This window comes from Sphingomonas liriopis (assembly GCF_024211255.1).
Classification (GTDB): domain Bacteria; phylum Pseudomonadota; class Alphaproteobacteria; order Sphingomonadales; family Sphingomonadaceae; genus Sphingomonas; species Sphingomonas liriopis.
In genome coordinates this window covers 141,528-154,271 of sequence record NZ_JAMLDY010000001.1, presented here as the reverse complement: position 1 = coordinate 154,271, position 12,744 = coordinate 141,528, and the positions used below count along the sequence as shown (strand labels likewise).

11 protein-coding genes are annotated in these 12,744 nt (G+C 69.4%); 5 read left to right on the top strand and 6 right to left on the bottom strand.

Features of this window, described 5'->3' with window-relative positions; genetic code table 11:
• Nucleotides 1-122: 122 nt before the first annotated feature.
• Nucleotides 123-1,562 carry a phospholipase D-like domain-containing protein gene (locus M9979_RS00775; protein ID WP_254287411.1) on the bottom strand — a complete coding sequence of 480 codons (1,440 nt, stop codon included), beginning with the start codon at nucleotides 1,560-1,562 and terminating at the stop codon, nucleotides 123-125.
• A 264-nt stretch (nucleotides 1,563-1,826) separates the two neighbouring features.
• Between M9979_RS00775 and M9979_RS00770 the strand changes: the two genes are divergently transcribed.
• From M9979_RS00770 to M9979_RS00755, 4 genes are all read left to right on the top strand, one after another.
• Nucleotides 1,827-2,603, top strand: coding sequence for a Crp/Fnr family transcriptional regulator (locus M9979_RS00770; protein ID WP_254287410.1), 777 nt, complete (start codon nucleotides 1,827-1,829; stop codon nucleotides 2,601-2,603).
• The gene (locus M9979_RS00765; RefSeq protein WP_254287554.1) at nucleotides 2,588-2,785 is read left to right on the top strand and encodes a hypothetical protein; all 198 of its coding nucleotides are present in this window, start codon (nucleotides 2,588-2,590) and stop codon (nucleotides 2,783-2,785) included. The genes M9979_RS00770 and M9979_RS00765 overlap by 16 nt, the downstream gene beginning before the upstream one ends.
• A 74-nt stretch (nucleotides 2,786-2,859) precedes the next feature.
• Entirely contained in the window at nucleotides 2,860-4,992 is a 2,133-nt protein-coding gene (locus M9979_RS00760; protein WP_254287409.1) for a M3 family metallopeptidase, read from the top strand.
• Complete coding sequence (locus M9979_RS00755) at nucleotides 4,989-6,269, top strand: MFS transporter (RefSeq protein WP_254287408.1); 1,281 nt, start codon at nucleotides 4,989-4,991, stop codon at nucleotides 6,267-6,269. Before M9979_RS00760 ends, M9979_RS00755 begins: the two co-directional genes overlap by 4 nt.
• Nucleotides 6,270-6,445: 176 nt before the next feature.
• On the opposite strand, the gene M9979_RS00750 is transcribed toward M9979_RS00755, so the two are convergent.
• The 3 genes from M9979_RS00750 to M9979_RS00740 form a co-directional block, all read right to left on the bottom strand.
• Complete coding sequence (locus M9979_RS00750; protein ID WP_254287547.1) at nucleotides 6,446-7,771, bottom strand: sensor histidine kinase; 1,326 nt, start codon at nucleotides 7,769-7,771, stop codon at nucleotides 6,446-6,448.
• A gap of 29 nt (nucleotides 7,772-7,800) precedes the next feature.
• The gene (locus M9979_RS00745) at nucleotides 7,801-8,520 is read right to left on the bottom strand and encodes a response regulator (protein WP_254287546.1); all 720 of its coding nucleotides are present in this window, start codon (nucleotides 8,518-8,520) and stop codon (nucleotides 7,801-7,803) included.
• Between the two features lie 68 nt (nucleotides 8,521-8,588).
• Nucleotides 8,589-9,113: a hypothetical protein gene (locus M9979_RS00740; protein WP_254287407.1), complete on the bottom strand. Its 525-nt coding sequence runs from the start codon at nucleotides 9,111-9,113 to the stop codon at nucleotides 8,589-8,591.
• 183 nt (nucleotides 9,114-9,296) lie between these two features.
• Here M9979_RS00740 and M9979_RS00735 point away from each other — a divergent pair, with 183 nt between their 5' ends.
• Nucleotides 9,297-10,433: a GGDEF domain-containing protein gene (locus M9979_RS00735; protein WP_254287406.1), complete on the top strand. Its 1,137-nt coding sequence runs from the start codon at nucleotides 9,297-9,299 to the stop codon at nucleotides 10,431-10,433.
• A gap of 3 nt (nucleotides 10,434-10,436) precedes the next feature.
• Here M9979_RS00735 and M9979_RS00730 read toward each other — a convergent pair whose 3' ends face one another.
• Entirely contained in the window at nucleotides 10,437-11,207 is a 771-nt protein-coding gene (locus tag M9979_RS00730; RefSeq protein ID WP_254287405.1) for an acyl-CoA thioesterase, read from the bottom strand.
• A complete protein-coding gene (locus tag M9979_RS00725; RefSeq protein ID WP_254287404.1) occupies nucleotides 11,204-12,736 on the bottom strand; it encodes a class I adenylate-forming enzyme family protein in 1,533 nt (510 codons plus the stop codon). The genes M9979_RS00730 and M9979_RS00725 overlap by 4 nt, the downstream gene beginning before the upstream one ends.
• Nucleotides 12,737-12,744: the final 8 nt, after the last annotated feature.

The window sequence follows — 12,744 nt, the reverse complement described above, 5'->3', positions numbered from 1 at the left end:
TCCGGGGTCCACCGATCCGCAAGCCCGTCGCTCAAGCCGCTTACGACAGGGCTCGCGGCAAAGTGGACCCCGGAACAAGTCCGGGGTGACGGACTGTTCGGTAGAGGGAGCGGATTGCCCGCCTACCCCCGCCGCAACCGCCCGCGGAACAGCCCGCGGTACGTCGTCGCCTCGAACATCTCGCCCGGGCCCTCGGGGTCGAGCACCTCGTTGTCGGCGAGCCATGTCTCGATCCCGTCGAGGTCGGGCACCTCGTACGGGCGCAGCGACCGGCCGGGGCCGCGCAGCCGCTCGATCGTCTCGATCAGCGATCCGGTCTGCTCGATCAGCTGCGCGACGCGCTCAGGCGGCACGTCGAGGTGCTCGGCCATCAAATCGTGGCGCGTCGCGGCGATCTTCGCCTCCAGCCCCGCGCCCGGATGCCGCTCGGCATCCAGCACCACGTCGCATTCAGTGTCGAGCCGCAGCGAACGGTTGTTGATGTTCGCCGATCCGATCCTCAACTGCGTGTCGTCGATGATCGTGATCTTGGCATGGCAATAGATCGCCTCGCCGCCGCGCGTGAAGGGATGGTACAGCCGCAGCCGGCCATGTGTGTCGCGCCGCCGCAGCGTCTCGACCAGCCGCGCGCGCGCGGTGTCCATCGCCAGCGGCTCCAGCCAGCCTTGCGCGGTCAGCGGGTTGACGATGACGATCTCCGGCCCGTCCGCCTCGTCGAGCCGCGCGGCGATCGCCTCGGCGATCCGGCGCGAGGCGAAATACTGGCTCTCGCAATAGATATGGCGTCTGGCCGCCCTGATCTGGTCGAGGAACAGCGCCTCGACCTCGGTCACCGGCGGCTCGCCGGGCATTTCGGGCTGGCTGCGCGCGATGCCGAGCTCGACGTTCTCGAACGTCGGTTCCAGTGAGTCCGGCCAGCACGACACGCTGCCCTCGACCGGGTTCAGCCGCACGCCCGTCGCATGGCGCCAGCGATTTCGGCACAGCTCGGCCAGCGCATGCGCCGCGGCGCCGGTGATCGCGGTGGTCGCATCGTGCCACGGCTTGTACGGCGCACCGCCGGGCAGCCGCCGGCCGGGATCGTCGTCGCGGTGCGCGCGCGTGTCCCAGCGTTCGGCGGTCATGTCGATCCCGCCGCAAAAGGCGAGGCAATCGTCGATCGACACGATCTTCTGGTGATGCGACGACCCCGTCGGATGATGCGCGTCGAGCTTGACGTGGATGCGCGGATGCCGCGCCCATTTCAGCACGGTGAACATCGTCTTGCCGCGAAAGATTGACTTCAGCGCGCCGACGTCCCAGCGCAGCAGGTATAGCTCCAGCTTGGGATTGCGCTCGACCAGCTCGTACAGGAAATCGCCGACCGTCTCCGGCCCGGCCACGTTGCTGCCGCTGCCCATCAACCTGATCCGCGCGTCGAAGTCCCAGCCGACCAGCATGATCCGCTGCTTCGCATTGGCGAACGCTTCGCGCGCGACGCCGAAATAGCGGTCGGCATCGACGATCACCGACAGCCGGTCGGCATGCTCGATGCGCCAGACGTTGCGAGCCGTATCGAGCATGAACCCCTGATCCCCGTTGTCGGCCGTGGCTGCCTGCGCAGCACGGCAAGCGGGCGAGACGTTCGGCCGCGATTGTCGATGCGAAACCGCGCGGGACGGCAAGCTGTTCCGCGCGGGCAAGTGCCGCTTTCGCATCCGGCGTTCCGGGCGCGTCAGCGGCTCGGCGGGCTGCGTACCGGTGAAATGCTGCGCCGTGAAGTCGTCGTGGGCGGTTCGCGAACCCATCGGGAACGTTACGCCCCTGTTTCGAGTTTGTGCGGGGTGATGAGAGACGATGCCGATCCGATCCTGCCGCCTCCCGACCTTGCCCGCTACCCGCGGACGGCGCGCTTCCTGCTCGGCCGCGGCCGCGACCGGATGACGGCGGAAGAGCGCCAAGTGCTCGAGGATTGCTGCAGCGTGAAGGATTTTCCCGCGCGGCATCACCTGATCCGCCGCGGCGAGCCGGTCGATACCAGCATGATGATCGTCAGCGGCTACGTCACCCGCTACATGGACGATCGCGAGGGGTATCGGCAGCTGGTGTCGGTCCACGTCCCCGGCGATTTCGTCGATCTGCACGGCTTTCCGACCGGGCGGCTCGACCACGACGTCGGCACGCTGGGGCCAGTGACGATGGCGATGTTCGACCACCGCAAGCTGATCGGCATCACCGAACGCCATCCGCACCTCACGCGCGTGCTGTGGTTCTCGACGCTGGTCGATGCGGCGATGCACCGCGAATGGATCTTCCGCCTCGGCCGGCTCAGTGCCGAGGGGCGGGTCGCGCATTTCTTCTGCGAACTCCACGCCCGGCTGATGCTGGTCGGGCTGGCCGAAGGCGGGCGGTTCGACCTGCCGCTCACCCAGCCCGACCTCGCCGAGGCGTGCGGCCTGACCGGCGTCCACGTCAACCGGACCCTCCGGCTACTGCGCGAGCGCGGGCTGATGACGTTCCGCAGCGGCCGGGTCGACATCCTCGACCAGCCCGGCCTCAGCGCGATCGCCGAATTCCAGGGCGACTACCTCTATTCGGACATGAGCCAATGGCAGACGAACTGAACGTGCCGTCTGAGGGGCGCTCGATGGCGGCCCAGTCCGATCCGGGGGTGGTGTCGATCGCCGACGGGCACGTGATGCTCGACGGCCCCGATGGCGTCGCGGTGACGATGACGCCCTATGCGGCGGCGGAAACCGGGCGGCGGCTGATCGCCGGGGCGGAACGGGCGCTCGCCCAAACGTGACGCGCTGCCGGCAGACGGGGTGACGCGCGCGGATCAGCGGCTATGATCGGCCGCATCATGATCTGGAGAGTGTCTTGCCCCATCCGCTTCTCGCCGCCGGCGCCGCCGCGCTGATGGCCACCGGTGCACTCGCGCAATCGCCCGCCGGACAGGCGACGCGGGCGGACGCCACTGCCAATCCGCTGCTCGCCGAATGGACCGGTCCCTATGGCGGGGTGCCGCCGTGGGACAAGGTGAAGCCGGAGCTGTTTCCGGCGGCGTTCGAGGCCGCGCTCGCCGAACGCGCCGCCGACTATCGCCGCATCGCCGACGATCCCGCCGCCCCGACCTTCGCCAACACCTTCGTGCCGATGCAGCTCGCCGGCCAGCGCTATGGCCGGGTGATGACGCTGTTCGGGGTGATGACCGGCAACATGAACAGCCCGGTCTATCAGGCACTCGACCGCGAATGGTCGCCCAAATTCGCCGCTGCGTCGGATGCGATCACCTTCGACCCCAAGCTCTTCGCGCGGATCGAGGCGGTCTATGCCGCGCGCGCCAAGCTCGACGCGCAGCAGCAGCGGCTGGTGACGCGCACCTACGACAGCTACGTCCGTCAGGGCGCGAAGCTGAACGCGGCGCAGAAGGCGCAGCTGTCGGCGTACAACCAGCAGCTGGCGAGCGCATTCAGCGATTTCTCGAAGCGCCTGCTCGCGGATGAAGGCACAGCGATCCTCGTCACCGATGAGGCCGAACTCGCCGGCGTTCCCGACAGCGTCAAGGCGGTCGCCAGGGCCGCCGCGACCGAACGCGGCCAGACCGGCTGGGCGATCGTCAACACCCGTTCCGCGGTCGATCCCGTCCTCACCTTCGCGAGCAACCGCGCCTTGCGCGAGAAGGTCTGGCGCGCCTTCACCAACCGCGGCGACAATGGCGACGCCAACGATACCAATGCGACGATCGCGCAGATCGTCAAGCTGCGGGCTGACCGCGCCCACCTGCTCGGCTTCAGGACGCATGCCGACTGGCGGATGCAGGACACGATGGCCAAGACGCCGGCGGCGGCGATGGACCTGATGCTGCGCGTCTGGCCCGCCGCGAAGGCGCGCGTCGGCGAAGAGGTCCGCGATATGCAGGCGATCGCCGACAAGGGGCCGGCAAAGATCACGATCGAACCGTGGGATTACCGCTTCTATCAGGAACAGGTCCGCAAAGCCCGCTACGACCTCGATCAGGCGCAGCTGAAGCCGTATTTCGAACTCAACAACATCATCCAGGGTTCGCTCTACGCCGCCAACCGGCTGTACGGGTTGAATTTCAAGGAGATCACCGGCACCGTGCCGGTGTTCGAACCGAACATGCGCGTCTGGCACGTCACCGACCGCAACGGCAAAGAGGTCGGCCTGTTCTACCGCGACGATTTCGCGCGGACCGGCAAGCGCTCGGGTGCCTGGGCGAATACGTATCGCAATCAGCGCAATCTCGCGCCGGCGCAGACCGTGCTGTCGTCGAACAACAACAATTTTGCGAAGGGTGCGAAGGGCGAGCCGATCCTCATCAGCCTCGACGATGCGCAGACGCTGTTCCACGAATTCGGCCACGCGATTCATGCGATGCTGCAGAACGTCACCTATCCCGGCCTCGCCGGCACGCCGCGCGACTTCGTCGAATATCCCAGCCAGGTGAACGAGCATTGGCTGCTCACCCGCGACGTGCTCGACAAATATGCGCGCCATTACCAGACCGGCGCGGCGATGCCGCAGGTGCTGCTCGACAAGATCGAAGCGTCGAAGACCTTCAACCAGGGCTTCGCGACTACCGAATATCTGTCCTCGGCGATCGTCGACATGAAGCTGCACACGGTGCCCGACGGCGTCGTCGATCCCGACGCGTTCGAGCGTAAGGCACTGGCCGAGATCGGCATGCCGAAGGAGATCGTGATGCGGCACCGCCTGCCGCACTTCAATCACCTGTTCTCGTCGGACAGCTATTCGGCGGGTTATTACAGCTACCTCTGGTCGGAGACGATGGACGCCGACACCTTCGCCGCGTTCGAGGAGGCGGGCAGCCCGTGGGACAAGGCGACCGCCGACAGCTTCGCCAAGATCCTGCTATCGACCGGTAACGAGACCGACCGCGCCGCCGCCTATCGCGCCTTCCGCGGGCGCGATCCCGACGTCGATGCATTGCTCGAGAAGCGCGGCTTCCCGACGGGAGCGGCCAAGTGAGCGCCGCGTCGGCACCCGCGGGTCGGCTAAAGTCGATCCTCGGCGGATCGGCGGGCAATCTCGTCGAATGGTTCGACTGGTACGTCTATTCCGCCTTCGGCCTGTATTTCGCGCCGCATTTCTTTCCGAAGGGCGACAAGACCGCCGAATTGCTCAGCATCGCGGCGGTGTTCGCGGTCGGCTTCGTCATGCGGCCGATCGGCGCGTGGATCATGGGCATCTACGCCGACCGGCGCGGGCGCAAGGCGGGGCTGACGCTGTCGGTGACGCTGATGTGCGCGGGTGCCTTCCTGATCGCGATCTGTCCCAGCTATGCGACGATCGGCTGGGGGGCGCCCGCTTTGCTCGTCTTCGCGCGATTGATGCAGGGCCTGTCGGTCGGCGGCGAATATGGCGCGAGCGCGGTCTATCTGTCGGAAATGGCGGGCAAGAACCGCCGCGGCTTCTTCTCCTCCTTCCAGTACGTCACGCTGATCGCCGGGCAGCTGATGGCGCTGTTCACGCTGCTGCTGCTGCAGGCGGTGCTCAGCGAGGCGCAGCTCGAGGAATGGGGCTGGCGCCTGCCGTTCGCCTTGGGCGGGCTGCTCGCGATCGTCGTCTTCCGCATCCGCCGCGGGCTGATGGAGACCGAAGCCTTCACCAACGCCAAGGGCCAGCCCAAATCGAGCGGCTGGCTGCTCTTTACCCAGCACCCGCGCCAGGCGGCAACGGTCGTGCTGCTCACTGCCGGCGGCACGCTCGCCTTCTATGCGTACACGACCTACATGCAAAAGTTCCTGGTCAACACCAGCGGCTTCAGCCGCGAAAGCGCGACGTGGATCATGACCGCCGCGCTCGCGCTCTACGCCGCGCTCCAGCCGCTGGCGGGCGCCTTGTCCGACCGGATCGGCCGGCGGCCGCTGATGATCGGCTTCGGCATCGCCGGCGTCGTCGCGACCGTGCCGATCTTCACCGCGCTGGAAACGGTGCGCGATCCGGTGATCGCCTGGGGCCTCGTGATGGTCGCGCTGGTGATCGTCACCGGCTATACCGCGATCAACGCGGTGGTGAAGGCGGAGCTGTTCCCGGCGCATATCCGCGCGCTGGGCGTCGCCTTGCCCTATGCGCTGGCCAACACCGCGTTCGGCGGCACGGCGGAATATGTCGCGCTCTGGCTCAAGACCGCGCACATGGAGCGGGCGTTCTACTGGTACGTGACCGCGATGATCGCGGTATCGCTCATCACCTACTGGCGCATGCGTGACACGCGGGCGCACAGCCAGATCGCGGAGGATTGATCCCCCTCCATTTCATCGCGCGACGATGACCTCCCGAACCGTTCGTGCTGAGCCTGTCGAAGTACGATGAGTCTCACCTGCCCTTCGACAGTGAGCAGGTGAAACGTCCCCCGGACGTTTCAGTTGAGGCCGGGGGCCTCGACGACCTGCTCCCAGGGCGAACGGGTAGGGGGCTCTTACCGTGGCAATTCGATCGTCGCGCACAAACCGCCGCCGTCGCGGTTCGCCAGCCGCACGTCGCCGCCCGCCTCGCGCACGATCGTCCGCGCCAGCGCCAGCCCCAGCCCGATTCCCCCCGTATCGCGGTTGCGCGACGTTTCCAGCCGGGTGAACGCCTCGAACACGTCGCCCAGCCGTTCGCCGGGGATGCCCGGCCCGCGATCGGCGACCTCGATCGCGACGCGCCGTTCTTCCGCGACCAGCCGGACCTCGGCGCCGCCGCCGTACTTCACCGCATTCTCGATCAGGTTGCGGATCGCCCGCCGGATCAGCGACGGCCGCAACCGCATGCGCAGCCGTGCCGCCTCCTCGAACGCGACATCCTGCCCCAGATCGCGGAAGTCCTCGACCACCGCATCGACCAGCGCGGCGAGGTCGACCTCGGTCAGCGGTTCGCTCGGCCGCCCCATCCGCGCCAGCGACAGGATGTCGTCGAGCGTCCGGTTCATCTCGGCGATCGTCTCGGTCATCCGCGTACGGTCGGTATCGTCCTCGACCGATTCCACCCGCACGCGCAGCGCGGCGAGCGGCGTGCGCAGGTCGTGGCCGATCGCGCCGAGCATCCGGTCCTTCTCGTCGAGCATCGCGGTGACGCGCAGCTGCAGCGCGTTGAACGAGCTGACCAGCCCGGCGATATCGGCGGGCCCGCGCACCTCGACCGCCACCGGCGCGTCGCCGCCGCGGCCGAAGCGCTGCGCCGCCGCGGTCAGGTCGCGCAACGGTCGCGAGATGCGCCGCGCGATCCACAGCACCGGCAACAGCACGATGCCGTACAGGATCAGCGTCTGCGCGAAGAGCCGCCAGAACAGCCGCATGCTCCCATTCTCGCCCCACGGCACGATCACCGCCAGCCAGCCATGCCCCGGCCGCTCGATCGCGATCAGCAGCGCCTGCGCCGGGCGGTCGCGTTCGTCCCGCACCCGGTTGCCACGCGGGAAGCCACGGCCCAGCACCGCATCGTCCGCCGGCGTCCAGCCGCGCACGCCGGTGTCGATCCGGCCGACCTCGACGCCCTGTTCGTGCAATTGCGTGCGGAGTTCGCTCGCCAGTTCCGGCAACCGCGGCAGCGCCGGCGGAATGCCGTCGCGATCCGCGCGGCGGATCCGGCCGCGGTCGCGCGGGATCGGCCGCACGCCTTGCGTTTCGCGCTCGATCGCATCGGCGATCCGCACCGCGACCGGCCGCGTCGCCTGCGCCAGCCGAAACTCGGCACGCTCGCGCAACGCCAGCCCGAAATTGACCGCCTGCGCGACGAACAACGCCAGCGCGATCAGCACCGCCATCTGCCCGGCGAGGCTGCGCGGCCACAGCCTCACAGGCGCGTCACTTCCGCCGCCAGCGTATAGCCGCCGCCCCATACCGTCTTGATGATGTCGGGCGCCTTGGCGTCGGCCTCGATCTTGCGGCGCAGGCGGCTCACCTGATTGTCGACCGCGCGATCGAACGCCGCCGCCTCGCGCCCCTGCGTCAGGTCGAGCAATTGGTCGCGGGTCAGCACCTGCCGCGGTCGCGTCACCAGCGCGAGCAGCAGATTGTATTCGCCGGTCGACAGCGCCACCGAAACGCCCTCGCGATCGACCAGCGCGCGCTCGCCGGTCTTGAGCACCCAGCCGGCGAAGGCGTAGGAACCGCTCTCCGGCGCATGCTGGCGCGCCCCGCCCGCGGTCAGCCGGCGCAGCACCACCTTGACCCGCGTCGCCAGCTCGCGCGGCGAGAAGGGCTTCACGACATAATCGTCGGCGCCCATCTCGAGGCCCACGATGCGGTCGGTCTCCTCCGCCTTGGCGGTCAGCAGGATGACGGGCGTGTCGCTGGTCGCGGCGATATGCCGGCACAGCGACAGCCCGTCCTCGCCCGGCATCATCACGTCGAGGATGACGAGGTCGATCGCATAGGCCGCCAGCCGCGTCCGCGCGCTCTCCGCATCCGCCGCCTGCGTCACGCGAAAGCCCTGTTTGGTCAGATATTGCGCCAGCGGCTCGCGGATCGAACGCTCGTCATCGACGAGCAGCAGGTGCGGCATGTCTCCCATCGTGTCGGCATTAGACACCTGCGGCCCTCCTGCAAAGCCGGGCGGGTTGCGGCCCGCCGGTGGGAATGTCACTTTGCCGGCGGGGCCGGCGGGGCCGGCGGGGCCGGCGGGGCCGGCGGTGCGGGCGGTGCGGGCGGGGGCGGGGGCATGTCGCCGCCGCCGCGCGGGCCCCGCATCGGCCGTGCCGCGGCGATCTCCGCGGCATCGAGCTTGCCGTCGTGGTTGGTATCGGCGCGATCGAAGCGTGCCGCCGCGCGCGCCGTGGCCTCCTCGCGGGTCAGCACGCCGTCGTCGCCGCCCCGCATGCCGAACCCGCCGCCGCCGCGCGGCGCCCCGGCCTGGCGTTGCGCGCGCATCGCGTCGCGCTCTTCGGCGGTGACCTTGCCGTCCTTGTTCGCGTCCATCGCTGCGAAGCGTGCGTCCGCTTCGGCGATCACCTCGGCGCGGGTGACGATCCCGTCGCGGTTTGCATCCGCGCGCATCCATCCGGCGCCGGGGCGCGGGGACGGGGCAGGGGGCGCCGCCATCTGCGCGCCTGCACTCGCCGCCAGCATGCCGCTCGCCGCCATCACCATGGCAAAGGGAATACGCATCGTCCGTCATCTCCACCGGCCGGGCCGATCCCGCACCGTACAGGCGGTTTATCGCGCACGCCTGTCGCGGCCGTATGCCCGGCGGCGGGTGGATTGTCGCAATCTGTCGCAAACACGGCGGACACGCGTCCCGCACCAATTCTTAACCGCTCTGCGCGATGCTGCCCAGAACCGGGGGGACCGATGACGACGGACGATGGCTGGGCAGGCAGGCTGGTGCGCGTGTTCGGGCGGCTCGCCGGCTTTCCGGTCGACGATGCGGTGCTGCGTGCCGATCTGATCCATACGATGATGCTGCGGCCGCTGGGCGTCATCACGGCCAGCATGGGCTTCATGATGGTCGGCATCGCCACCGCCTGGACGACCGGTGCGGGCTGGGCGATCGTGTGGCTGATCGTCGATGCGATCCTGCTGACCGCCCGCCTGATGCCGGCGATCGCGGCATGGCGTGCCCGCAGCCGCGTTCCCGAACGCACCGCGTGCGCGATCATGATCGCGGCCTGCCTCATGTTCACGACCTTCGGCATCGGTTGCGCGGCGAGCTTCGCGACCGGGATCGATACGTTGCGGATCGCCTCGACCCTGGGCGTCATGGCATTGCTCGCCGGGCTGGCGACGCGCTGGGCGGGGCTGCCGCGCCTCGGCATCGGCATGGTCGTCGTCGTCGCCACGCCGATGACGGTGGCATTCGCCGCGTTCAGGCCGTTCGTCGCGCTGCTCTTCGTCGTGCTGGTGGTGGGCACCGCGGTGCTGGCGATGCAGAACAACCGGACGATCCGCTCCATGCTCGCCGCCGAGCGCAGGGCGCGCCTTCTGGCGGAAACCGACAGCCTCACCGGCCTGCTCAACCGCGCCGGTCTGGAGGCCGCGCTGGCGGCCCTGCCGGCGGTGGAGGTCGCGCTGCTGTACCTCGACCTCGACGGGTTCAAGGGGGTCAATGACCGTCACGGCCATGCCGCGGGCGACCGCGTGCTGGCGGCGACCGGCGCGCGGCTGCACGGCATCGCCGACGGACAGCCCGCCGCGCGCCTCGGCGGCGACGAATTCGTCCTCGTCCTGACCGGCGAGGCGGCTCGTACCCGCAGCGCGGTGGCGACCGCGCTGCGACGGCTAGTCGCGCAGCCGGTGCCGCTCGACGATGACGGCGGACAGGTGCAGGTCGGCGTCAGCATCGGCATCGCGTCGGGATCGCTCGCCACCCAGCCGGCGACGGCGCTGCTGGCGGAGGCGGATGCCGCGCTCTACGCGGCGAAGCGTGCGGCGAAGGCGCGGCGGCAGCGTGCGGCGCTGCAGAAGGCCCCGCACGCCCACGCTGCCTGACCGCTAAGCGAAGACCGCGACGCTCTGCATCCCGTCGGCGACCGGCGTGCCGTCCGCCGCCCAGATACCCATCCGCTGGTTCGAATTGCCGCCCTGCGCATAGTCCGTCGTCGCGCGCAGCAGCCACCAGCCGTCCTCGGTCACCGGCGCGGACCCGAGCAGGTTGAGCTGCCACGTCATCGAGCTCACCGGCGCCGGCCTGCCGACCAGCTTCAGCGCGGCGGGTGGCAGGCAATCCGCGACTGCGATCAGCTCGACCATCGGGTCGAGCCCGTCGCGCTCCTTCAGCCTTACCCAGCGCAGCCATTCCGCCGGCCCGGCGTCGCGCCCCTCGACCAGCTCGAAATTCCGGCTGAACGCGATCGCGGGATGGCCGCGCAGCACCTTGTGGTCGGGACCGGGGCGGGCAATCTCCGGCGCGGTGCCGGTGCGATGATCGACCGCCGACGGCGCCGCGCCCATGAACACGAAGGTCGCGCGCAGCCCGAGGCCGGCGTCGCTCGTCACGTCGGCCTGCACGAACGCCGCGTTGCGCCCGCGCCGCAGCCGCGTCGCCGAAACCGTGACGGCGCCGTTCAGCGGGCCGACGAACGCGACCAGCGCCGACCGCAGCGGCGGCAGGTCGGTGTCCGACGCCATCGCCGCATGCAGCGCCAGCGCCGACGACAGCCCGCCATAGGTCGTCCGCCCCTGCAGCCAGCCCTCGGGCACGGTGCCACGCCAGCCGCCCTCGACCGGCTCCAGCGCGGCGATCACCTCCGCGAGCGTCGTCATGCCAGCGTCTCCAGCCGGTCGCGCAATTCGCGCTTCAACACCTTGCCGATCGCGCTGCGCGGCAGCTCGTCGACGCGGTGCAGCGCCGACAGCCGCTGCGTCCGGCCGACCCGCGCATTGACCCACGACAGGATGTCGCCGGCATCCTCGCCCTCGAACCCCGGCTTTGCCACATAGAAGCCGACCGGCGTCTCGCCCCACGCCTCCGACGGCGCGCCGATCACGCTGCCGTCCGCCACCGCGGAATGCTGCGCCAGCACCGCCTCCAGATCGGACGGATAGATGTTGAACCCGCCCGAGATGATGAGGTCCTTCTTGCGGTCCATCAGGATCAGGAACCCGTCCTCATCGAACCGCCCGACGTCGCCATGGCGGATATAGCGGTTGCCGTCCGCGTCATGCCATTCCGCCTCGCGTGTCGCGCTCTCGCGGCCGTGATAGCCGGTCATCATCGTCGGCGACCGCCCGACGACCTCGCCCATTCCGCCCGGCGGCACTTCGTTGCCATCCTCGTCGATCAACCGGATCTCATGCCCCGGCAGCGGCTGGCCGACGGTGTGCAGCTTGTCGGGATGCGCGCTCGCGTTGAGCCCGCACGACGCGCCGCCTTCGGTCATCCCGTAATATTCGACCAGCAGTCCCGGCCAGCGCGCGACCACGTCCGCCTTCAGCGCCGCCGCGAACGGCGCGCTGGTGCTCGTCTTGAAGCGGAAGCTGGCGAGATCGAAGCGGTCGAACTCGGGCAGCGCCATGATCCGCTGATACTGCACCGGCACCAGCATCGTATGCGTCGCGCGATGCCGCTCGGCGAGGGTGAGATAGGTGCGCGCGTCGAACTTGCCCATCAGCACCGCGGTGCCGCCCCAGCCGAGCGTCGGCAGGAAGCTGACCAGCGTGGTGTTGGAATAGAGCGGCGTCGCGATCATCGTCACCGCGTCGCCGAACCCCGCCGCGGCGTTGCTCGCGATATGCGCCCAGCGCATCGCATGGCTCTGCACGATGCCCTTGGGACTGCCCGTCGTGCCCGACGAATAGATGATGTTGAATGGATCGCCGGGCGCGATCGCGACGGGGGAGGGGATCGCACCCGCCGGCGCCAGCCAGTCCTCGAACCCCGCACCGAACACCACCCGCCGCGCCGCGAACGCCTGCTCTGCCAGCACCGCGGCATTGGCCTCGTCCAGGAACACGATCGGCGCCCCGCAATCCCCGATCATCGCGGCGATCGCCGCCGGCGTCGCGGACGGCGATAGCGGCGTCGCCACGCATCCCGCGCGCAACGCCCCCAGGAATACTGCGGCATAGCCAACGCTCGCCTGCGCGACGACCGCGACCGCCTGTCCCTGCGCCACGCCATCACGCTGCAACGCCGCCGCTACCCGATCCATCAGCCGGTCGAGCCCGGCATAGTCGAGCGTCCCCCCGCCATCGGCAAGCGCGATCCGCTCCCCCCGCTCACGGGCATGGACGGCGATCAGGTCGGGGAGCGTCGCGAAGTCGGACGCGAGCATGTCGGCGGCGGTCTGCATCGCGTCAG